Genomic DNA, 22,366 nt, shown 5'->3' with positions numbered 1-22,366 from the left:
GGTCACCCTCCCTGCTCGACAAGCTCTTCAAGCTGCTGTCTCAAATACATATCCTTGTACCAACCGTCATGCTCCATCAATTGATCGTGAGTTCCGCGTTCAGCAATTCGGCCATCTTCAAGGACGACGATCAAATCGGCATGGTGGATTGCACTCAATCTGTGTGCCGTAATGATGGTTGTCTTATCTTTTCGATTTTCTTTCAAAGCTGATAGTATTTGTTCCTCCGTTTTCGCATCGACCGCCGATAGGGAATCGTCGAGAATGAGGATCTCGGGATTCATCACCAGTGCACGGGCAATCGAAATCCGCTGCTTCTGCCCACCTGACAGTGAAACCCCTCGCTCTCCGACAACCGTTTGATAGCCTTCCGTAAATTCAAGAATATCCTCATGGATGTTCGCCACTCTGGCAGAACTATAGATGACTTCCTCATCGACAGCAGGATTTGCGAAGGCAATGTTATCCCGGACCGTTGCGGAAAAAAGGAAATGATCCTGCGGGACGTATCCAATCGCCTGTCTCAATCGATCCATCTTATAGTCCAGGATACTTCTTCCTCCAATGCTGATGCTGCCTTCCGAAAGGTCAAATTCCCGGATTAACAATTTCAATAAAGTCGTTTTCCCCGCACCAGTCTTTCCAACGATCCCAAGCGTCTGCCCTTTTCCAAGTGCAAACTTGATATCCTGCAATAAAGCTTCCTGATCACCAGGATAAGTGAAAGTCTCGATATCATATTTAATGTCACCATTTGGAACCATATCCAAGGCATCAGGTTTGTCCTGAATGTCGATTTTTTCATCAAGCAACGCGGAAACGCGGTCATACGAGGCCCTTCCACGTTCAACAATATTGAAAAACCAGCCGAACGCCAGCATCGGCCAAACAAGCAAGCCAAGATAGGAAGTGAACGATACCAGTTGTCCAATAGTCAATTCGCCGTTCAACACATACCTTGCTCCAAAAGCAATGGATAAGAAGAACGAGATTCCGACAATGATTGAAATCGTCGGGTCGAATAAAGCATCAACCTTTGCGACGGAAATGTTCTTATTCACAACATCCTCAGATTGTTTACGGAAATCCTCAATATCTTCTTTTTCCTGGCCAAATGTCTTAATGACCTTAATTCCTGTGATGCTTTCCTGGGTCTTATCATTCAAATCTGAGAATGCTTCCTGGGCTTTATGGAACCTTTTATGAAGCATTGTCCCGTACCAGCTTGTCAGCAAAGCCATGAACGGCATTGGAATCAAAGCGATCAAGGTCAGTTTCCAGCTGATTGTCGCTGCCATCGCGATAATGACGAAGCCTCCGGTGGAGACAGAGTCAACAAATGTCAGGACACCAGCACCTGCTGTCTGCTGGATGGCAGATAAATCGTTTGTGGCATGAGCCATCAGATCCCCTGTCCTTCTCTTTTGGTAAAAAGACTGCGACATACTCGTAAAGTGGGCATATAGACGATTCCTTAACAATCGCGCCAGCTTTACCGCGGAACCAAAAATCATGATTCTCCAATAATAACGAAGAGAATACATTGCCAGTCCTGATGCCGCTAACACTAAAATCCATTTCCCTAGTTTCCCGGCCGTCAGCGTCCCATTTGTTATCTCATCTACTATTATTCCAATGACCCGCGGCGGAACAAGCTGCAGGAGTGCCACAAATAACAGTAGTGAAATCCCTGTCAAATAAGCCTTTTTCTCCGACTTGAAATACCATAATAAATCCTTGAATACGCTCATATGTATATCCCCCAAACCCCTCAAATGCTTAAATAGTTTATCAAATATTTGTAAAATGGGGAAGATTTTTTATTTTTAATAACTAAATAACTATAATACGAATAATAAAAATAAAGATGGGTAATTCGTTCGGTTTTTCTGTATAATCTGTTGAATCAAAATAAAATAGTGATATAATATCTATAAATTAAACATTCACTCATATAATCGCGGGGATATGGCCTGCAAGTTTCTACCGGATTACCGTAAATAATCCGACTATGAGTGAGCAGTGCAAAGGTTGAACTCAACCTTTATTTGCCCGTAGCTTTTTGATAAGCCTAAGGCCATTGCTTCACTCATTTTATGATGTGAATGCAAGGTTTTGGGCTTTTTTATGTTTTTGAGCCCTCATCTAGGAGGAGGAATACGATGAAAATGCTTATTGAAAAAATCAAGAATGAAGGAACTGTCCTGTCATCATCAGTGCTAAAGGTGGATTCATTCCTTAACCACCAGATTGACCCTCAGCTGATGGATGAGATTGGGAAAGAGTTTGCCGGGCGGTTTGCTCATTGTGGCATTACTAAAATCCTGACAATCGAATCATCGGGAATTGCTCCTGCGGTCATGACTGGACTTAAACTGAATGTACCAGTTGTTTTTGCCAGAAAAAGAAAATCTTTGACTCTTGTAAATGACTTGATCACAGCATCTATCTACTCTTTTACGAAGGAAGAAAACAGCGAAATTTCCGTTTCTAGTCATTACCTTTCGGAAGAAGATAAGGTACTGATCATCGACGATTTCCTGGCCAATGGACAAGCAGCATTGGGTCTCGCAGAAATAGCCAACAAAGCAAAAGCCACCGTTGCAGGAATCGGAATTGTGATTGAAAAAGGATTCCAGGATGGCGGTTCTCTGCTCAGAGATAAAGGCTACACCGTTGAATCTTTGGCTATTATTAGCTCGCTTGAAAATGGCTTAGTCAGATTTGAACAACCTACTACAGAGACAAAGGCGGAATTGACGCGATGAAACAGAATCCTTTTAAGATAGCTTCATTAGGAATTCAGCATGTACTGGCGATGTATGCAGGAGCAGTAATTGTTCCATTGATCGTTGGCGGTGCTCTCGGTTTAACAGGAGAACAGTTGACTTACTTAGTTTCAATTGATATTTTCATGTGCGGGATTGCTACGCTTCTGCAGGTATGGAAAAATAAATTCTTCGGTATTGGCCTGCCTGTGGTTCTAGGCTGTACCTTCACAGCCGTTGGGCCGATGATAGCGATTGGCGGACAATACGGAATATCAGCAATCTACGGTTCCATCCTTGTTTCAGGGATATTTGTCGTTACGATTTCTAAGTACTTTGGAAAGCTTGTCAGGTTTTTCCCTCCAGTAGTGACCGGATCTGTCGTGACCATCATCGGAATCACTTTAATTCCTGTGGCGATGAATAACATGGCAGGCGGACAGGGCAGCCCTGACTTTGGTTCTCTTACGAATATCGGACTCGCTTTCGGCACTTTGCTGTTTATTATTGTGCTGTTCCGTTTTTTCAAAGGATTTATTCGAGCAATAGCGATTTTGTTGGGATTGGCCGGGGGAACGGTCGTTGCTTATTTTATGGGAATGGTCAGTTTCACTGCTGTTGAGGAGGCTTCCTGGCTTCACATGCCAGCTCCATTCTACTTCGGCCTGCCAACCTTTGAAGTTTCAGCTATACTGACAATGATCCTTGTAGCAATGGTCAGCCTGGTGGAGTCAACTGGAGTTTACTTTGCTCTTGGGGATATTTGTGAAGAAAAGCTTGAAGAGAAAGATCTTGCGAGCGGTTATCGTGCCGAGGGACTTGCGATTATACTTGGTGCGTTCTTTAATGCATTTCCTTATACCACCTATTCACAAAATGTCGGACTGCTTCAGTTGTCCGGAGTGAAGACGAAGAACGTCATCTATACAGCAGGTGCCTTCCTTGTACTGCTTGGACTTATGCCGAAGATTGGTGCCTTAACTACAATTATTCCAACCCCTGTTCTTGGAGGGGCTATGGTTGCGATGTTCGGCATGGTCGTCGCTTATGGAATCAAAATGCTCAGCAAGGTAGATTTCGCATCACAGGAGAATCTATTAATCATTGCTTGCTCAGTCGGAATGGGACTCGGTGTGACAGCCGTGCCAGAATTATTCTCACAAATGCCTACAAGCATCAGAATCCTGACAGATAACGGAATCGTTGCCGGCAGCTTAACAGCGATTGGATTGAATTTAGTGTTTAATGTATTTAAATCTAATAAAGCTGACCATAAAGTTTCTTTTGCTGAGCAGAAAGCTTCTTAAATAGAGGAATATAAAATAGGCACCGGCTGAACCCGGTGCCTATTATCATTCTATTATTCTATTAGTGACCCATTTTTCATAAATCTCGAGTTTTTGGGCGCCAATCGGCTTCATTTAGTCAACCTCGAGTTTTTGGGCGCCAACAGCCCCGTTGTAACCTTTTTTCGTGAATCTCCATTTTTCATCCGCCAATTCAGTCAAGCTTTCTATTGCAAAGCCTGCTTCAAATCCTCTATTAAGTCTTCTGCATCTTCAATCCCTACGGAAATACGGATCAATCCGTCTGTAATTCCTAATTCCGCCCTGCGCTCAGCCGGTATGGAAGCATGGGTCATTTTGGCTGGAACAGAAATTAAGCTTTCCACCGCTCCGAGACTCTCAGCAAGTGTGAAGAATTTTACCCTACTTAACACTTCAGCCGCTTTTTCTGCGCTTCCTACATCAAAGCTGACCATACCACCGAAACCTTCTGCCTGCTCCTTTGCAATTGCATGCTGAGGATGCGTTTCAAGGCCTGGATAGTAGATCTTCTTCACTGCTTCTTGTCCTGTAAGAAACTCGACGATTTTCGCCGTATTTTCCTCGTGTGCTTCCATTCGAAGGCCTAGAGTTTTAATTCCACGCACAAGCAGCCATGAATCCTGAGGCCCTAATATTCCACCAGTGGAATTCTGGACGAAATGCAGGTCTTCAGCCAACTGATCATCATTCACGACGACCAACCCTGCGACTACATCACTGTGGCCGCCGAGATACTTTGTAGCAGAATGAAGCACCATATCAGCGCCCAAAGTCAGCGGTGTCTGCCAGTATGGTGTACTGAACGTATTATCGACGATTGTCAGTAAATTATGATCTTTTGCCAAGTCCGCACAAGCTTTAATGTCGGTTACTTTTAAAAGTGGATTGGTTGGTGTCTCAATATAAAGTGCCTTAGTATTTGGCTGAATCGCATCCTTTACCGCATCCAGGTCCGTTGTGTCAACAAATGTAGATTCAATACCAATCCGGTTTAGGACCTTGTTCATAACTCTGTATGTGCCACCATAAACATCATCGGTCAAAATGATGTGATCACCAGAGTTGAAAAGCATCATCACAGCCGTGATTGCTGCCATTCCGGAACCAAAGGCAAAACCTCTTTTCCCTTCTTCCAGATCCTTGATCAATTCTTCTAATGCAAACCTGGTTGGATTGCCTGTCCGAGAATACTCATACCCTTTATGGACTCCTACGTCGTCCTGCTTGTAAGTACTAACCTGGTAAATTGGAAAAGAAACAGCGCCCGTAACCTTATCGCCAGGAATGCCTGCATGAATCATCTTCGTTTTGCGTTTCATTTAAATTCCCCCCTCGTAGATTTTCTTGCTTAAGTAACGTTCACTTCCGTCTGGAAAGACAGTAACGATGTTTGTGCCAGGAGGGGCTTTTCGTGCTTCTAGCAAAGCTGCGTGAAGAGCTGCGCCAGATGAGCTTGCAGCAAGTATTCCCTCTCTAGCCGCAAGTTCCTTCACGGCGTTGAATGCATTTTCATCGGAAATGGTATAGATCCCATCAAATAAAGAAGTGTCCATATATGTCGGCAGGAACTCCATTCCAATTCCTTCTGTTTTATGGGGACCAGACTGGCCTCCATTTAATATCGATCCTACGGGTTCAACAATGACGGTTTTTACCATTGGATTCTTCTCTTTTAAAAACTTTGCAGTACCCATGAAGGTTCCTCCGGTTCCCGCACCAGCTACGAAAATATCAATCTGTCCTTCCATGTCCTCCCAAATCTCAGGTCCCAGCGATTTATAATAAGTATCCGGATTTGCCGGATTAGAAAATTGGGATGGTGAGTAGGAGTTTGAAATTTCTTTTAGCAATTGTTCGGTTCGGCTAATTGCGCCTGCCATCCCCTCGGCTGTAGGTGTGTGTATGATCTTTGCGCCGAGAGCCTTCATCACCGTCTGTTTCTCAATGCTGAATTTCTCGGGCACCACAAAAATCACCTCAATACCTTTGTTGATTGCTGCCAGCGCCAGCCCGATTCCCGTGTTTCCGGCAGTAGGTTCAATCAATGTACCGCCTTTCGCCAATTTGCCTGTACGGAATGCCTCATCGAGCAACTCCAACCCAAGCCGATCTTTTACACTGCCTCCTGGGTTTAAGTATTCCAGCTTGGCATATAAACGAACATCCTCAGGCAATTGGAATTGAGTAAGTTCAACCATTGGGGTATGTCCAATCAATTCATGGATACTGCGGTAAACCGTCATCTCATTTTACTCTCCTTATTCAGCAAATACCTGACGCCACTCGTCCTTCTTGGCAAGCATTTTTGCTGCAATTTCTTTTGCTCCCTCAAGACTGTGGCTCGCAGCCCAGCCGCACTGGATTTCATTGCAGGCTGGCACTTCATCAGCCTCAAGCACATCTTTCAGAGTCTTTTCCAACACTTCAAGAATATTGTCATAATCATCATGGTTGATCACCGACAGGTAAAACCCAGTCTGGCAGCCCATAGGACTAATATCCACTACACTTCCATGGTGATTACGAATATTTTCTGCCATTAAGTGTTCAAGTGAATGAAGGCCCGGCATTTCCATATGCTCTTTGTTTGGCTGGCAGAAGCGAATATCATACTTATGGATGACATCGCCATTTGCCCCTTGAGTTGTTCCTGCCAAACGGATATATGGTGCGGCCACCTTCGTATGATCTAAATTAAAGCTTTCAACATTCATTTTTTTCACCATTATTTTTTCAACTCCTCTAACATTAGTAAAATTAATTCTGCGGAATTCTTCGCTGCTGTTTCTAAGAACTGGTCAAATGAGATATTGGATTCCTTCCCTGCAATATCGGAGAGTGACCTGATGATGACAAATGGTTTATCAAATTGATGGGCCACCTGGGCGATTGCGGCTGCTTCCATTTCCGCAGCAAACAAATCAGGCAACTTGTTCCGGATGAATTCTACCCTCTCAGCATCATTCATAAAAGAATCTCCAGATGCGATTAAGCCCTTAACAACCTGTATACCATTAATTTTTTCAGCACTTCTAACTGCCGCATCTACTAGACTGTCATCCGGAGCAAAGTAGGCAGGCATTCTCGGTACCTGGCCATATTCATAACCAAAAATGGTCACATCCACATCATGGTGTCTCACTTCCGTAGAAATGACGACATCACCTACATTGAGATCCCTGTGGAAACCGCCTGCAGATCCCGTATTGATGATGACATCAGGATTGAACTTCTCAATTAACAAAGCCGTTCCCAATGCCGCGTTCACTTTTCCGATTCCTGATTTCAAAAGGACTACTTCTAAACTATTAATCTTACCTTCATAAAATTCACTTCGAGCTAGAATCGTATCATTCCGTTCTTCTAGCCTGCTGCGCAGTAAATCAACTTCTTCATCCATTGCACCGATAATGCCAACTCTCATGCCTCAACTCTCCAATTCCATCTTAATTTTTGTTCACTTTAACAGCTTCCATCAGCCACACATAGGAGTTCATTTTTTCAAAAGTTACCTGAAATCCGTTCTTCGCGAAAAGCCTCTCCAAATTTTCAAGAGTTGTATAGTATTCTCTTTTTAGATCAGCGAGCAGATTTTCAAATCCCTGCTCTTTTACGATTCTATGCCGTTCTTTCCGATTTTCTTCATTCACAAAAGCAGTATCCGCAAAAACAATCTTTCCTTGGTCATCCAATAGTGTGCTGTAAACTTTAAGAGCTGCATCCTTTTCCTCATCTGTTAAATGGTGAAAAGCATATGTGCTAACAATTGAATCCACCTTTCCAGGAAGCTCCGGGAAAGTAATGAAATCTCCATCATATAGCTGTAAATCTTTGAATCGAGCGTTCGTTTTTTCTCTCATCACTTTGGAAGGTTCTACCCCGTATACAACTCTTCCTAAGGATAATAGCTTTTCGGTTAGGTTCCCTGTACCGACACCAAACTCTAAAACTGTACCTTTTGACTTCAAGGCAACGGTTTGTAAAATCTTCTCGTAATTTTCAAATACCTCTTTGTATTCAATATCCTGTCCTGATACCGTGTCCTCGTAAAATTCGGCCCAATCGTCAAATAAGGGGATAAATTCCCGACCCATAATCATTCACTCCGATTTAATTATTATAATTCCTATATGTATAGTATGAATTAAATCATTATAGGTCACATATTATCACGTTCATTTTTCAAAATCAATTTTTTCATCGTCATTAATTTCCCTGATCTATGAAGAAAACAACTCACCAATAGTGTATACTTACAATAAACAAAGATATTTCAGGGGGAAAACATGGGAAAGAGAGTGCTAGTTGCTGAGGATGAACAAAGAATTAGCCAATTATTAAAAATGTACCTAGAAAGAGAATCGTTTGTGGTTGAAGTTGCAGACAACGGAGAAGCAGCTTTGGAAAAAGCAATGGAGGATTCCTTTGATGTCATTATCCTGGACATCCTAATGCCTGGAATGAATGGTTTTTCTGTGTTGGAAGAAATCAGGAAAACAAAAGACATACCTGTCATCATGCTTTCAGCTAAAGGGGAAGCCCATGACCTAAAACGAGGAGAAGAATTGGGAGCCAGCGAATACATTCTAAAACCGTTCAGCCCAAAAGAAGTCGTGTCGAAAATAAAAGAGCTTTTAAACTAAAGGTCTTTATGCGGAATTGCCTACTGTTTGTCCGATAGAGCTTTTCTATCGGACATTTTTTCGGTCTAATACCTTCTGTTTATCCGATAGAGCTCTTCTATCGGACACTTTTTCCGCCTAACACCTTCTGTTTGGCCGATAGAGCCTCTCTATCGATCACTTTTTCCGTCTAACACCTTCTGTTTGTCCGATAGAGCCTCTCTATCGGACACTTTTTCCGACATGTGCCTTCTGTTTGTAAGATAGAGCCTTTTTATCGGACATTTTTTCGGTCTAATACCTTCCGTTTGGCCGATAGAGCTATCATTCAAATATTTTTATAACCATGCACCTTTTTGAATTTCATTTATATCCCCAAAAAACTCGACCTTATCTCCATCCATGACGATTCCATCGCCATCATTGCATGTATAAATACTCTCTTCCTGATGAAACGAATATTTTAACAGTTCATCTTTATGACCTTGCTCTCTTTCCCAATGTGGCATAAACTCAAAATTCACCAGCCCTAGACCAGTTAAGTCCGTTAGCTGAACCTCATTTAGATCATGGAATTCGGCAATCTTGATGCTTTCTGACATAATTACACTTCCGGCACTGACTCCGATTAAAAGTTTCCCTTCAAGTACCATTTCCTTTATAAAACCAACGATGTTTCTTTCCTGCAGTTTTTTTAAAAATAGATACGTATTCCCCCCTGACAGAAAAATGCCGTCGCAGCTTTTAAACTCCTCAACCTGAGACCAATCAAACTCTTGGTCTACGTCAAAGTAAAAGAATTCCGTAATACCCAATTCCTTAAACTCCGGCTTGGCTTTTTCAAAATATAATCTATTTTCGTCCGTTTGCGATGGAATATAAGCCAGTTTAAAAGCTTCCGGCTTGTTAATTCCTTAATTCTTTTCTTTATATCGCCATTAAGATTTTTCAAATCACTTAAAAGCACTAATCTAGTCATCAGGACCATCTCTTTCCGCTAAATTTCTTCAAAACAAGTTCGCCAAGGGCGCTATAAAAACCGGCAAATTGACCAAAGAAAAAAGAGCCTGAAATAATTCAGACTCATCATTACTTACTTTTTATTTGACCATATTACAAATGGTATTAAAACTAATGACAGCACTCCTCCTGCGAGCGACAAGAAAGCAAAGCTTGAATTCGCCACAACCATGCCGGAAAGCATTCCGCCGGTTGCCCCTGACAGCGCGACTAACACATCCACAGTTCCTTGCATTTTTGCACGGTTCGTCGGATTTGTCGCATCAACAAGGAGAGCGGTTCCGCTGATCAGGCCGAAGTTCCAGCCAAGACCGAGAAGAATGAGAGCGAGGGTGATCCAGAACATAGATTCACCAGGAGCAACAGCCGCCATAATACCTGATATCAGCAGTGTGACCCCTGAAGCTGCTGCCATTGTCGCACGCCCGATTTTATCAACCAGAACACCAGTTAATAAAGACGGCAGATACATTGCTCCGATGTGGAATCCAATGACCATACCAACGGCACTTAAACCATGCCCATGGCTTCCCATATGGACCGGAGTCATTGTCATGATCGCTACCATCACCATTTGAGTGAGTACCATAATAAGTGCGGCCACTCCGATTCCCCGTTTATCCGTAACGAGGGTTTCCTCAACATAATCAGGCGAATTGGTTTTGGCATTTCGCTCAGCTACTGCAATCGCCCTGGCAACCACAAATGGATCTGGCCGAAGGAATATCAATAACACCAAGCCCGCTACAATATAGGCAGCAGCTGCGAGAATGAATGGTCCAGACAGTGCCGGAACTCCTACAGATAGCGCAAACTGCCCCATTGCCTCTACAAGGTTAGGGCCTGCTACAGCGCCGAACGTAGTCGAAACCATTGCAATACTGACTGCAGTCGCACGCTGTTTTGAACTGGCCAGATCCGTTCCTGCATAGCGTGCCTGTAAATTCGTCGCACTTCCCGCACCATAGACCAATAGTGACGCAAAAAGCAAAAAGATATTATTCGTCACTGCAGCTATGATGACACCAATTGCACCGATTCCACCAGTTAAGAATCCCGAGGCAAGACCTGCGCGCCTGCCATAACGCTGTGACAGGCGTCCGACAATGAGTGCAGCCCCGGCAGAACCCAATGTGAAAAGCGCAGTCGGCAAGCCGGCCACTATGTCAGTGCCAAGCATATCCTTCGCTAATAAGGCACCGACCGTTATCCCGGCAGCAAGGCCTGCTCCGCCGAAAATCTGTGATAAAACGACTATTAATAATGTTTTTTTATATAAGGCTTTTTGTTTTTCTGGTGATTCTACATAAGTTTGCAGCCACTCCGGTTGACTTTCAACGGCAGCAGCCTCATCACTTTGACGCGTCATATTCAAAACTCACTTTCTGAAATCAAGATGCTCATATTATACCACATCGGGTATACTTTAGGTATAGTTTCCATTCATCTTTAAAAAAATCAGTACTTCTCCAGCTCCTCTTCTATATCTTCACACAGCGTATCCACATCCATTACAGCAGAATCTGTGTCGGTTGGGAAAATCGAAGGCTTAAATCCATCCACCTTCATCCCTGGAAGCCACTTTTCAAGGAAATCTCTCAACTCAATCTTCTTCGGCCTGCAGCCTTCCCATTCATTTTTAGCGAATGCCTCTGCAAACTTTTCATTAGGGTAAAAAGGCAGCAGAACATTGCCCTCGGCATCTTGTGCAGATGCCCACCCTTCATTATATAACCCCCAAACTTCTTCATAATCTGCTGCTTTTTTGATGAAATACTCATACCTAATCGGTGCTGGCAGCCGAATGACTGCTTCAAATTCCTGTTTATTCAATTACAGCTCTCCTATCTATGTCCATCTTTACGGGATTGGATATACCCATAATACGCGCAGGTTCCATTTTGAGAAAGATCCTTCACCTCAAAACCGCACTTCTCATAAAAGCTGAAATTATTAGCAGATGTATGGGCAAACCAGTCTCCATGCGGGAGTTTTTGTACGCATAGCTGCACAAGCTTCTGGCCGATTCCTTTTCCTCGGTAATCTGATAAAACTGCCAGGTCCATAATGTTCGCAGCCATAATTTTGTCCGAGATAACCCTGACCATCCCGACCATTTCGTTTTGATCCCAGACTGTAAAAGCCCAGGTTGAATTATTGAACATCAGTGAGTACTTTTCCTTTTGCCATTCAGGTGTGTTTCGTGCCCATCCTGCATCCTCAAAAAGTTTCTCCACTTTTTCTGCCGGTACCCCTTCTGTGCCTTCGCGAATGACCAGCCCGTTGAAGTATTGATACATTTAAATAATCCCCTTTTTTAAATATCTTTGGTTTCTTATTCTGTATTTGCCAATAGATGTCCTGCCATAGTTTAACAAATGGCTATCAGATTATTTTAGTCTGTGATGACAAAGCCTAAATATAGGAGGTGAGCTTACTATGGTAAGAATCCATAATCCGGTTAAAGGGAATAAAAACAAAGTTGGTGTCGACGGCCAGCTTCATGGAGGCGTCATGGAAACCGCGGACGAATTTTTCGATTCCATCTTTCAGCAAGGCACAAAAGAGAAATCTGCTGACAAAACCCTTAAACAAAAATAACGCCCTTCCCGGCGTTATTTTTCTCCATTTTCGTTATTGGTTCTTTCTGGACGTTTTGACTAACGATAGTGAAAATTCCCCATTAAATCCTGCTTATTAGACATTTTAAACTCGCCCATAAGTCAAAACGTCTATAAAGACTCTCTTCTTAGACATTTTGTATCCAGCCATAAACCAAAATGCCCATGAATGCCTGTTTATTAGACATTTTGAACTCAACCATACTTGAAGCTGTCCATTAAAGTCCGTTTGTTAGACATTTCAATCCCGGTTGCTCTTTGAAACGTCTATTAAATCCTATTTCTTAGACAATTTACGTGCAGCCAGAGTTCAAAATGTCTATTATTTCTTAAATTTCCTGTTCTCACAAATAAGAAAAGCACTCACATAAAATGAGTGCTTGTCCGTTTTTATTTGCCTGTCTGCTTGTTCATTGCTGACATCATCTGATTGATTTTCTTCTGGGATGGTTTCATACCCATTTGCATCATCATCATTTTAAGCATTTGTTCGTTGATTGGCGGATTTTTCTTCAAGTAGCTCTCCATGTATTTACGAGCAATGAAAAATCCTAGCGCTACACCGACAACCAATGCCAGTATACCAACTAGAATTAGTTCCCACATAAAACTTCCTCCTTCATGTTGTCTAACATACAGTGTACTAAACCAACAGTTATTATACAATATCTGCAGGTTTTTTTCTCTAGTAAAACAATTCAAATTCAAAACTTTTTGTATTAATCAGCCTTTAATGATAGTCATCTATCGTATTATTTGCGTTGACTAGACATATTTTCGTTCTTTTATCGGCTTCAGCCAGCCATATTTATTGGATTCAAGGTCAATAGCCAGGAAGGATGATTCACATTTACGAAGGATCTCAAAAAAGACCGTTTCTGCGTCTACTTGTCCGTGGGATTGTAATTCCAGCCATCTTTCATGCACTTTAAGTGTGGCAGAGCTATTATTTGATTTATTTTCATAAATATATATGCCGTTCTCAACATGGAATCCCTTTGACTTGGAAAGCTGTTGATGAAGGAGCTGATGGATGCGAAGTGCAGGAATGGATTTCGTGACGAATTTGACTTGCTTGGCGATGATGGATTTAAGATCATGGTTTGCTTGACTATATTCCAAAAACAATTGATAAAACATCCGTTCTCTTCCGAAATAATGGGAGGCAAATTCATCTTCTATTAGATATAGCTGGTAGGATCTCACCTGATCCCCTCCTCTGCAGACAAGCTTTTGTCTTTATTATAGGAAAACATTGGGTCTTCGTTTGTCTAAAGATGCCGAGAAAAACCACTAATTATGTCGAATTCAAAACTTTCTTACTTTTTATTATAAAATTCTATTTTTCAGTTGTCACGAGATTAGAGGTTTATTTGAAATTTTACCGTATAAGGAATATTGGGTTGTAATGGGGGGAATATATCAATGTTGATTAGAAAAAGAAAGGATGACTATGCATGGCTACCGTACTTTACATTACAGCAAACCCCAAACCGGTTGAGGAATCTTTCAGTTTATCGGTTGGCGAGGAGTTCATTAAAGCTTACCGTGAAAACAATCCTGACGATGAGGTAATTAGACTGGATCTATATAAAATGGATGTTCCATTTATCGATACAGATGTCTTTAGCGGCTGGGGCAAATTACAGCAAGGATCTGCTTTTGACCAGCTTAGCGATGATGAAAAACAAAAAGTGAGCGCGATCAATAAACTGACGGATCAATTTATTGCCGGAGATAAATATATTTTTGTCACACCATTTTGGAACTTTAGCTTTCCGCCAAAAATGAAAGCTTATATTGATAACATTGCGATTGCAGGGAAAACATTCAAGTATACGGCAGAAGGCCCCGTCGGTTTACTTGGTGGTAAAAAGGCTCTTCATATCCAGGCACGTGGCGGTATCTATTCAGAAGGTCCAGCCAAGGAACTGGAGTTCGGTGACCGATATCTTCAAGCCGTTCTCGCATTCATGGGGATCACTGATGCCGAAACTCTAGCAATAGAAGGTATGGCGGCTATGCCTGATAAAGCACAGGAAATTAAGCAACAAGCAATCCAGAAAGCGAACGAGCTTGCCAAACAATTTTAATACAGCAAAAAAGCCTGTTAATGCAGGCTTTTTTTACTGATTATTTCACACCGTCCAATGGAATATCCATGCGATGGTCAAAGCTGAAAACAGTTGCTTCCGAGATTTCCTGTTCATCATTGTTTCCTTGCTGAACTCCCTGTTTTACAGCTGCACCGTCCAGTGGAATCTCCTTACCATATTCAAACATTAGTACACACCTCCTGATTTATAGTATGGGTATTTATTACTAATATATTTACCGTGCTCACTCGTTTTTCCTGCCTGTAGTAAATAATTTTAAAAATAAGAAAACACCCGAAAAAATCGGGTGTTAACTTGAAAGAGAATTACGATACTTCACAATATATTGTTTTAGTTTTCCTTTTAAATTTATAAGTCCCTCTGTCAATTCCATGCTCTCTGGAACATCAACTACTTTGAGCAAACTGACAAAGGTTAAGAGGTTATGCATTCGAATGAACATTGGTAGTTCTTTTACTAGCATCTGGTCAAGCTGTGTTTCTGATTGATACCCTGATATGAATGCATGCACAAATGGATTCCCTATGTCATCACGTGTTACTAAAATGTCTCTTAAAGCATAGGCAATATCGGCAACAAACCAGTTGTTCATACAATCATCAAAATCCAAGATACCGATCTTTCCATCTTGCCAGATTAAATTGTCCAATTCAAAATCATAATGAATCACACCGAAGTTTTCGTTGGAACGCCTCAAAGCACCAACCCAATGCTTAATTGCATCAAACTCCTTTAAAGCTGCAGTTTCATAGTCTGATATATTTTTAAAGACTTCATCCAGCTGGTCTTGTACATCTTTTCTTCCTGACACATATTCTGCTGGCATTTCCTTGAAAATCTTATGCAGGCGTCCAAGGTGGTTTCCCCAGGCATGAAAATCGTCTTCTTCAAGTTCCTCTATCTCTAGTTGTTTACCTGGAAGAGCTTCGAAAACAACTGCATAATAAGTGCCAATGTCCGCTTCGATACACTCAATAAGATTACCATTACTTGATCTTACAGGAAGTGCCACGCAAATAGGCTGATCTCTTAGATACTCAAGTATCTTCATTTCACTTTCAATTTGCGAATATGCTTTTTCGCTGGCATCACTGAACCGTAAAAAATATTTTTTTCCTGCTTTTTTAAAAACAAACAAAAAGTTTGAACTTGCACGATAGTAATAGACAGTCCCTCTGTCATACCCCCATCTCTCCAGGATTTCTTCTGCCAGAGTACTTCTCCATTCCCCGTCTACTGTTTTAACTACTTTTGCCATTGTAACAAGATTCATCATTATTAATCCCACCAGTTTAGTTTAAAAACAACCACTGGAATGAATATTGCCAAACAAAATACATCTGCCCTCTATCAATCCTCACAGGCATTTGAACGGATTAAGCACAAAAAAGGACCACGAGTTTTATTCTTCCCTCGTGGTCCATCTCTCTACTATCTTTCATCCGTATAAGTGAGTGGCAAACATTTTATTCCCGAGGTTATTCTTAAAAGGTCAAACATATGCCGTCTCACTCCCTTCGATATTAGTAAGCTAATTATATATGACATTTTTGGTAAAGTCAACCAAGGTACTAAAATGAACGTTTAGTTGAACCCTTGCTTAAATCTTCTGGAATACTGACTGTAATGGATTCCATATGTTTTGCAACCTTGGTGCTATAGGTGAAGTCACCATAGCAATAGGGATAGCGGAAATTATTTTTATCACCGCCGCAATCATAGGTTTGCGGATTTTTTTCAACCTGGATCATGGAGAACTTCTTTGCCAGCTCCTCACTGTGCTTCCCGCCGTTTTTGGCTACAAAATCAATATAGCCTATTCCCATATTGTAAGACTGGATGACTGTCGGGAAATCAACTTGCATTTTTTTGCCATGGTCCACAACACGCTGATAGTACTTCACACCTTGCTGGATGCTTTGCTGGGGATCCTGGATGCTGTTAGGAGCTAATCCCAATGACTCAGACGCCTGCATAGGGTCGCCACCCTTTCCCCTGCTTTCCTGCATCATCAATGCAGCCACCGTTATGGTGTGTTCTTCCATCCCAAACTTTTTCAATTCGTCTTCTATCATCGGCGTATACTTGGCAACTTCTCCTATCGAATTATTCATACTAACATTCATTTTTTTAAAACTTTCATTATATAATTCCAGGAATCTATCAAGTAGAAGAAAGCCAATAAAACTCATAAAAAGTAAGATGGCCAGATTGAAATTTCTCTGCACTTGCTTTTTCTTTTTGGGTTTCTTTTTTGTGTATTTCATTGATATTTCTCTCCCAAATTCGTTCTCTATCCTCCTATAATATAAAAAATACAGCAATTTTAAAAGGGAGCGGCAATCAATATGCCGGCTCCCTCACTTAGTTTAATCTTCATAAATCATTTTCCGTGTCATTCCACCATCAATAACAAGGTCTTGTCCATTAATAAAATCGTTCTCCGGGTCAGTTAAATAGAGGCATGCTTTTGCTATATCCTCCGGTCTTCCGACTCGGTTGGACCAGTGCTGTAGATGGTCTTTTTCACGTAATTCATCATAATCATCTGTCTGGATCCAGCCAGGGCTTATAGAGTTGACTGTAATTCCTTTCTCTTGAAGCGAAGCAGCAAGGGCATGTGTCAAGGCAACAATTCCTCCTTTAGAGGAAGCATAAGCTTCGGAATTCGGTTCTGACATGGTGGCCCTTGTCGATGCTATATTGATGATCCGCCCACCTTTATCCATCCTTCTGGCAGCCTCACGGGATCCAATGAAGACACTTCTGAGATTGGTAAAAATAACATCTTCCCATTCCTCAGTTGTAAGCTCAAATAAGGGCTTGAATCTTGACACTCCGGCATTATTGACCAATATATCAATCTGGCCAAAGTCATTCATAACACGTTCCATCAGGGAGAGAAGATCGTTTTCTTTCCTGACATCTGTTTTATAAAAGGCTGCTTGTCCACCGAACTTCTCTAAGGTGGAAATCAGTTCTTTCCCCTTTATCTCATCTAAATCGGCTATGCACACATTTGCATACTCTTTTGCGAAAGCTTCAGCAATTCCTTTCCCAATCCCATTCGCCCCACCAGTTATGATGATTGTCTTTCCTTCAAACCTACCTGACATGGTACAGACCTCCTTTTAAATCAAAGTAATATTATCATTGATTCCACATCGAATATGATTTCAATCCTAGTAATAAAAATAAGCCAGACTGCCTTAACAGTCCAGCTAGGGAATTATTTCTTCTCTTCTGTTGATACTTGCCACTCGACACCAAACTTATCTGTCACCTGGCCGTAAGCCGGGCTCCAGAATGTTTCCTGAAGTGGCATTGATACTTTTCAGTCTTCTTGGAGCTTTTCAAAAATTTCTTTTGCTTCAGAAGCGTTATCCACCATGAGTGCAATTGTTACCTGAGATCCGAGCTGAAATGGATGTCCAGGAAATGTATCAGATAACATCAGTTTCGCATCTCCAATGTTCATCTGAGCGTTCAGTACTCGGTTCTTTGCTTCTTCAGGAAGTGGATACTCAGGATTTGGAGGCACATCTCCAAATGTTTGGAGGCTAACTACTTGGGCTCCTAAAGCCTCCTGATAAAACTTCACTGCTTCCTGGCCATTTCCATCCGTCACCAGATAAGGGACAATTCCTGTAATCATTTCAGCACCTCTTTCAAAAATTTAAGAACATCAGTTCGTAACTATTTTAACATTATCTGTTATTGAGTTCAATTTTATTCAGGTATAAAAATAAAAAAGCGGAAGTTCCGCTTTTTTTTACAAACTGTTAATACGGCAAGTCATCCCCACTTTTGTCGCGGATGATAACCTCATATTCATCTTCCTTAACCCTTGAATTCGGTTTTTCACTTTCAACAAACTTGCCGATTTCCTCACGGATTTTGATGACCGTTTCTTCAGCTACCTCATCAGATGGCTTTAAATTGGTCTTGATGATCATTTTCATTTTATTTTTTTTGTAGGAATATCCATACCCTGTCACATGATACTCTTTTTTCAAGGCCAACCCTTCATAAATGCTTCTCATATAACCCAGCCAAATGTCTTCACGGTTATTTTTTTCTATATCGACAATTTCTATGGTAACTTCTTTTTCGTACCCTTCATTTTTGGCTGCCAGGGTTGTAGCTTGTTTAATTTCTTCTACACTGTTTTCTGTTTTGGGTATAGCAACTTCAATCAGGCTATTGAATGGATTTACGTATAGAATGTCAAATCCTGATTGTTTAAGTTCAGCTTCTAGGTTTTCACCCAGCTTGGCTAATTCTTCCTCCTCCTTAGTAAGTGGGATAACTTGAGGTATATAGGAGCTGACTTTAATTTTATAGGAATCGTATCCTTTACTTTTTAGAACTTTCTCTGTTATAGCTGTGATTTTCTCCCGCTCCCGTTCAGCATCTTTTTCAGAACCCTCGATCCTGATTTCAAAACTGGTCACGTTTCCCGGAGTCATTCCTAGGGAGAACTTGTGATACCCCTCTTTCTCTAGCGCTTCCCAAAGCATGGTATCAACAGATTTCGTCTGAAAAACCTGCCCCAGGTATGGAATTTTTGAAGCCATTTCAGCTACAGCAGGATTAAAGAATGCAGAACCAGCCGTTACCCCTAATGCAATTATAGCTGCTGCTGCGACTTTGAAAGTTCTATTTCTCCTAACTTTTCGGGGAGGTGTCATTCGTTTTTCTTCCTTCTTAATGTTTTTGGCAAAATCATAAAGTGAAGATGGCACCTCGATCTTTTTCATTTCTTCCTCTAACTCTCTTTTGATTAACTTGTCTTCGTTATTCATTGTGTGCTCACCCCTATAATTTGATTTTCCATTAACCTTGCCTTCAATGCTTTTCTGGCTCTATGGAGATGAGATTTGACTGTGGAAGTTTTTAAGCCAAGCATTTCTGAGACCTCTTGGATGGAGAAATCCTGAAAATAGTACAAGAGCAATACATTGCGGTAATCCCCGTTCTTGAGGGACTGAATCCCTTGATTGATTTCCAGGTACATTTCATCCTGGAGCACATCGTCGACTACCTCTCGCTGCTCTTTTAACGTATCGATTTCGATTACAGTTTCCTTCAACCTTGCATTCTTTCTAACGCTATCAATAGAGCGATGTGAAACCAACTTGTAGAACCATGTGTTGAAATAGATGATTTCCTTGCCGGCCATGATATTTCGATATGCCTCTATCATTGCGTTTTGAACGACTTCTTCTGCTTCTTCCTTTGACCGGACAATACTGTAACTCGTTTTATATGCCTTTTCAATCAAGGGATTCAACAACTCAGCGAATGCTGACTCATCTCCATTATGAATTCGCAGCATCAGTTCTTTCTGTTCCAAAAACAGCACCTCCCTGTTTGATTCTACTCTATAGGCGAAGTCAACCTCATTCTGGTTGCAAAATGACGAAAAATATATTAATGGCTCTGTTAGATTCGCCTGTTGATTTTCGTTACAGACCATCCGCTTTCTGCGGACTACAATCAACAGGGAGTTAAAATATTCATTTTGCTTTAATAGAGCCCGATTTTTAACAAATCCATGTTAGTCTACTATTAACTTAGCCCCAGCTGATTTTAACATAGATTTCCAATTCCCATTCAAAAAAAGAGTACGGAACCATTTATGGTTCCGTACTCTTTAGAAACAATTATTTAATTTTGCTCAAGCAATGCCTTTACGCGTGCTACTACGTTGTTTACTGAGAATCCATACTCTTCCATGATCTTCTCACCTGGAGCTGATGCGCCGAATGTATCAATTGCAAGAACTTCCCCTTCGTCACCAACATAACGGTGCCAACCAAGTGAAGATCCCATCTCAATTCCAAGACGCTTCTTGACAGACTTAGGAATTACGCTTTCCTTGTATTCCTTAGACTGTTGTTCGAAGCGATCCCATGAAGGCATGCTAACAACAGCTGCATCAATACCCTCAGAAGCCAACGCTTCTTGTGCCTTAACGGCTAAGCCAACTTCTGAGCCTGCTGCAAGAATCAATGCATCAGCAGTATCTTTTCCAGCTGGAGAAATGACGTAAGCACCTTTCGATACGCCTTCATATGCGTTCTTATCAGTATCTTTGATTGTCGGCAAGTTTTGACGTGTCAACACAAGTGCCGTAGGTGTCTTTGTAGACTCAATTGAAAGCTTCCAAGCAGCGGCTGTTTCGTTGCCATCTGCAGGTCGAATCACAGACAGATTTGGCATAGCACGAAGTCCAGCGAGCTGTTCAACTGGTTCGTGCGTAGGTCCATCTTCTCCTACTGCAATGCTGTCATGAGTGAAGACGTATGTTACAGGCAAGCCCATCAATGCAGCCAATCTGATTGCTGGCTTGAGATAATCAGAGAACACGAAGAATGTTCCGCCAAATATCTTCAGTCCACCGTGTAGAGCCATACCGTTCATTGCAGCACCCATAGCGAACTCACGAACACCAAACCAGATGTTGCGGCCTTCAAATGAACCTGGGAAGAAGTCACCAGTTCCCTTGATCATGGTTTTGTTTGAACCAGCAAGGTCAGCAGATCCGCCGATCAAGTAAGGCAGGTTTTTCGCAATGCCGTTAAGTGCTTCACCAGAAGAAGCGCGGCTCGCAAGGCTCTTGCCTTCTTCGTATACCGGAATGTCTTTATCCCATCCTTCTACTAACTCGCCCTTCATCGCTTTTTCAAGCTGTGCTCCTAGTTCAGGATATTCGCTCTTATATTTTGCAAAAAGTTCGTTCCAAGCTTGTTCTGTCTGTTCACCTTTATCAGCGATTTGCTGTTTGAAGTGATCATATACTTCGCTTGGCACATGGAAGTCTTCTTCAAAAGTCCACTTATAAGCTTCCTTTGTAAGCTTCAATTCATCTGCACCGAGTGGAGCACCATGGACATCTGACTTACCTGAAAGGTTAGGTGAACCATATCCAATGACGGTTTTCACTTCAATCATTGTTGGGCGATCTGAATCTGATTTCGCTTCCTCGATCGCTTTAGCGATTTCCTCAAGGTTGTTACCATCTTCAACTCGGACATATTGCCATCCGTAAGCTTTGAAGCGCCCTTCAATACTTTCTGAGAACGACTTATCAAGGTCGCCATCCAGTGAAATATCGTTTGAATCATAAAGGACGATCATTTTGCCTAATTTTAGGTGGGCTGCTAGGGATGCCGCTTCAGCAGAAACACCTTCCATTAGATCGCCGTCACCGCAAATGCTGTATGTATAGTGATCAACGAGATTATAGTTATCCTTGTTGTAGGCCGCTGCAAGATGACGCTCAGCCATTGCCATACCGACTGCCATAGCAACCCCCTGACCAAGTGGTCCCGTAGTTGCGTCTACACCAGCCGTGTGTCCAAACTCAGGATGCCCTGGAGTCTTGCTTCCCCACTGACGGAACTGTTTAATATCATCCATCGTTAAGTCATAACCTGCAAGATGCAGCAAGCTGTATAACAGCATTGAACCATGCCCAGCAGATAATACAAAGCGGTCGCGGTTGAACCATTCCGGGTTTTTAGGGTTAATGTTCATGTAACGATTCCACAGTGTGTAAGCCATCGGAGCAGCCCCCATCGGCATGCCTGGGTGGCCGGAATTAGCCTTTTCAATTGCATCAATTGATAAGGTACGAATGGAATCAATTGAAAGCATATCAATTTCTTTAAACATAATATACATCCTTTCTATAGGTACTAGCTACATTCTTAATATTATAGCGAGAGCAATCATTATACAACAAATTGTGCCTAAAAGAGACAGAAATGGCCGTATTGTTATATATTTTGACACAATCTCGCTATGATATGTAAAATACATGGTTCTTTAATTGAAAAAATAGGTGCTAGAACGCGCTTTTACAAATTGAAGACATCGCATTCT

At 41.8% G+C, this 22,366-nt stretch carries 24 protein-coding genes, 1 pseudogene and 1 riboswitch; of the genes and pseudogenes, 5 read left to right on the top strand and 20 right to left on the bottom strand.

Going from position 1 to position 22,366, the window contains the following annotated elements; all coding sequences use genetic code 11:
• Positions 1-2: 2 nt before the first annotated feature.
• Positions 3-1,751 (bottom strand): ABC transporter ATP-binding protein, encoded by a 1,749-nt coding sequence (locus tag AB5I83_RS17005; protein ID WP_448976902.1) that lies wholly within the window; start codon positions 1,749-1,751, stop codon positions 3-5.
• 179 nt (positions 1,752-1,930) lie between these two features.
• Positions 1,931-2,032: riboswitch (purine riboswitch) on the top strand.
• Positions 2,033-2,162: 130 nt separating this feature from the next.
• Here AB5I83_RS17005 and AB5I83_RS17000 point away from each other — a divergent pair.
• Both AB5I83_RS17000 and AB5I83_RS16995 read left to right on the top strand, forming a co-directional pair.
• Complete coding sequence (locus AB5I83_RS17000) at positions 2,163-2,768, top strand: xanthine phosphoribosyltransferase (RefSeq protein WP_226087513.1); 606 nt, start codon at positions 2,163-2,165, stop codon at positions 2,766-2,768.
• The gene (locus AB5I83_RS16995) at positions 2,765-4,075 is read left to right on the top strand and encodes a nucleobase:cation symporter-2 family protein (RefSeq protein WP_448976899.1); all 1,311 of its coding nucleotides are present in this window, start codon (positions 2,765-2,767) and stop codon (positions 4,073-4,075) included. The genes AB5I83_RS17000 and AB5I83_RS16995 overlap by 4 nt, the downstream gene beginning before the upstream one ends.
• A 206-nt stretch (positions 4,076-4,281) precedes the next feature.
• Here the strand turns inward: AB5I83_RS16995 and AB5I83_RS16990 are convergent, their stop codons facing one another.
• Genes AB5I83_RS16990 through AB5I83_RS16970 form a run of 5 tightly spaced genes read right to left on the bottom strand, consistent with a single transcriptional unit; the run spans position 4,282 to position 8,190 of the window.
• Positions 4,282-5,415, bottom strand: a complete 1,134-nt coding sequence (locus AB5I83_RS16990) for a bifunctional cystathionine gamma-lyase/homocysteine desulfhydrase (RefSeq protein ID WP_448976897.1) — start codon at positions 5,413-5,415, stop codon at positions 4,282-4,284.
• A complete protein-coding gene (locus tag AB5I83_RS16985; RefSeq protein WP_448976895.1) occupies positions 5,416-6,339 on the bottom strand; it encodes a PLP-dependent cysteine synthase family protein in 924 nt (307 codons plus the stop codon).
• 15 nt (positions 6,340-6,354) lie between these two features.
• Positions 6,355-6,822: an S-ribosylhomocysteine lyase gene (locus AB5I83_RS16980; RefSeq protein WP_102262363.1), complete on the bottom strand. Its 468-nt coding sequence runs from the start codon at positions 6,820-6,822 to the stop codon at positions 6,355-6,357.
• The gene (gene mtnN / locus AB5I83_RS16975) at positions 6,822-7,520 is read right to left on the bottom strand and encodes a 5'-methylthioadenosine/S-adenosylhomocysteine nucleosidase (protein ID WP_448976893.1); all 699 of its coding nucleotides are present in this window, start codon (positions 7,518-7,520) and stop codon (positions 6,822-6,824) included. Before mtnN ends, AB5I83_RS16980 begins: the two co-directional genes overlap by 1 nt.
• A 22-nt stretch (positions 7,521-7,542) precedes the next feature.
• Complete coding sequence (locus tag AB5I83_RS16970) at positions 7,543-8,190, bottom strand: class I SAM-dependent DNA methyltransferase (protein WP_448976891.1); 648 nt, start codon at positions 8,188-8,190, stop codon at positions 7,543-7,545.
• Positions 8,191-8,382: 192 nt separating this feature from the next.
• Between AB5I83_RS16970 and AB5I83_RS16965 the strand changes: the two genes are divergently transcribed.
• A complete protein-coding gene (locus AB5I83_RS16965; protein ID WP_448976889.1) occupies positions 8,383-8,739 on the top strand; it encodes a response regulator transcription factor in 357 nt (118 codons plus the stop codon).
• 317 nt (positions 8,740-9,056) lie between these two features.
• Here the strand turns inward: AB5I83_RS16965 and AB5I83_RS16960 are convergent, their stop codons facing one another.
• The 4 genes from AB5I83_RS16960 to AB5I83_RS16945 all read right to left on the bottom strand — a co-directional run bounded on the left by AB5I83_RS16960 (position 9,057) and on the right by AB5I83_RS16945 (position 12,038).
• Positions 9,057-9,605, bottom strand: a complete 549-nt coding sequence (locus AB5I83_RS16960) for a Type 1 glutamine amidotransferase-like domain-containing protein (protein WP_448977161.1) — start codon at positions 9,603-9,605, stop codon at positions 9,057-9,059.
• A gap of 206 nt (positions 9,606-9,811) precedes the next feature.
• Positions 9,812-11,107, bottom strand: coding sequence for an MFS transporter (locus AB5I83_RS16955; RefSeq protein ID WP_448976887.1), 1,296 nt, complete (start codon positions 11,105-11,107; stop codon positions 9,812-9,814).
• An 89-nt stretch (positions 11,108-11,196) separates the two neighbouring features.
• Complete coding sequence (locus AB5I83_RS16950; RefSeq protein WP_448976885.1) at positions 11,197-11,571, bottom strand: DUF2750 domain-containing protein; 375 nt, start codon at positions 11,569-11,571, stop codon at positions 11,197-11,199.
• 11 nt (positions 11,572-11,582) lie between these two features.
• Positions 11,583-12,038, bottom strand: coding sequence for a GNAT family N-acetyltransferase (locus tag AB5I83_RS16945; RefSeq protein WP_448976883.1), 456 nt, complete (start codon positions 12,036-12,038; stop codon positions 11,583-11,585).
• A 139-nt stretch (positions 12,039-12,177) separates the two neighbouring features.
• Between AB5I83_RS16945 and AB5I83_RS16940 the strand changes: the two genes are divergently transcribed.
• Positions 12,178-12,339 (top strand): hypothetical protein, encoded by a 162-nt coding sequence (locus tag AB5I83_RS16940; protein WP_448976881.1) that lies wholly within the window; start codon positions 12,178-12,180, stop codon positions 12,337-12,339.
• A gap of 410 nt (positions 12,340-12,749) precedes the next feature.
• Here AB5I83_RS16940 and AB5I83_RS16935 read toward each other — a convergent pair whose 3' ends face one another.
• Both AB5I83_RS16935 and sirA read right to left on the bottom strand, forming a co-directional pair.
• A complete protein-coding gene (locus AB5I83_RS16935) occupies positions 12,750-12,965 on the bottom strand; it encodes a YneF family protein (RefSeq protein WP_448976879.1) in 216 nt (71 codons plus the stop codon).
• A 159-nt stretch (positions 12,966-13,124) separates the two neighbouring features.
• Complete coding sequence (sirA, locus tag AB5I83_RS16930) at positions 13,125-13,565, bottom strand: sporulation inhibitor of replication protein SirA (protein WP_448976877.1); 441 nt, start codon at positions 13,563-13,565, stop codon at positions 13,125-13,127.
• Between the two features lie 251 nt (positions 13,566-13,816).
• Here sirA and AB5I83_RS16925 point away from each other — a divergent pair, with 251 nt between their 5' ends.
• Positions 13,817-14,452, top strand: coding sequence for an FMN-dependent NADH-azoreductase (locus AB5I83_RS16925; protein WP_448976875.1), 636 nt, complete (start codon positions 13,817-13,819; stop codon positions 14,450-14,452).
• A gap of 40 nt (positions 14,453-14,492) precedes the next feature.
• On the opposite strand, the gene AB5I83_RS16920 is transcribed toward AB5I83_RS16925, so the two are convergent.
• From AB5I83_RS16920 to tkt, 8 genes and pseudogenes are all read right to left on the bottom strand, one after another.
• Positions 14,493-14,642, bottom strand: a complete 150-nt coding sequence (locus AB5I83_RS16920; RefSeq protein ID WP_448976873.1) for a hypothetical protein — start codon at positions 14,640-14,642, stop codon at positions 14,493-14,495.
• Positions 14,643-14,765: 123 nt separating this feature from the next.
• Positions 14,766-15,752 (bottom strand): phosphotransferase enzyme family protein, encoded by a 987-nt coding sequence (locus AB5I83_RS16915; protein WP_448976871.1) that lies wholly within the window; start codon positions 15,750-15,752, stop codon positions 14,766-14,768.
• 295 nt (positions 15,753-16,047) lie between these two features.
• Positions 16,048-16,590, bottom strand: coding sequence for a lysozyme family protein (locus AB5I83_RS16910; RefSeq protein ID WP_448976869.1), 543 nt, complete (start codon positions 16,588-16,590; stop codon positions 16,048-16,050).
• Between the two features lie 255 nt (positions 16,591-16,845).
• On the bottom strand, positions 16,846-17,592 hold the full coding sequence (locus AB5I83_RS16905) for an SDR family NAD(P)-dependent oxidoreductase (RefSeq protein WP_448976867.1): 747 nt from the start codon (positions 17,590-17,592) through the stop codon (positions 16,846-16,848).
• A 113-nt stretch (positions 17,593-17,705) separates the two neighbouring features.
• A pseudogene (locus AB5I83_RS16900) lies at positions 17,706-18,131 on the bottom strand (VOC family protein).
• A gap of 127 nt (positions 18,132-18,258) precedes the next feature.
• Entirely contained in the window at positions 18,259-19,281 is a 1,023-nt protein-coding gene (locus AB5I83_RS16895) for a DUF4179 domain-containing protein (protein WP_448976865.1), read from the bottom strand.
• Entirely contained in the window at positions 19,278-19,832 is a 555-nt protein-coding gene (locus tag AB5I83_RS16890) for an RNA polymerase sigma factor (RefSeq protein ID WP_448976863.1), read from the bottom strand. The genes AB5I83_RS16895 and AB5I83_RS16890 overlap by 4 nt, the downstream gene beginning before the upstream one ends.
• Positions 19,833-20,146: 314 nt before the next feature.
• A complete protein-coding gene (gene tkt / locus AB5I83_RS16885; protein ID WP_448976861.1) occupies positions 20,147-22,156 on the bottom strand; it encodes a transketolase in 2,010 nt (669 codons plus the stop codon).
• Positions 22,157-22,366 lie beyond the last annotated feature (210 nt).

It is taken from the genome of Mesobacillus sp. LC4 (assembly GCF_053543455.1).
This window is presented reverse-complemented; position numbering and strand designations above follow the sequence as displayed.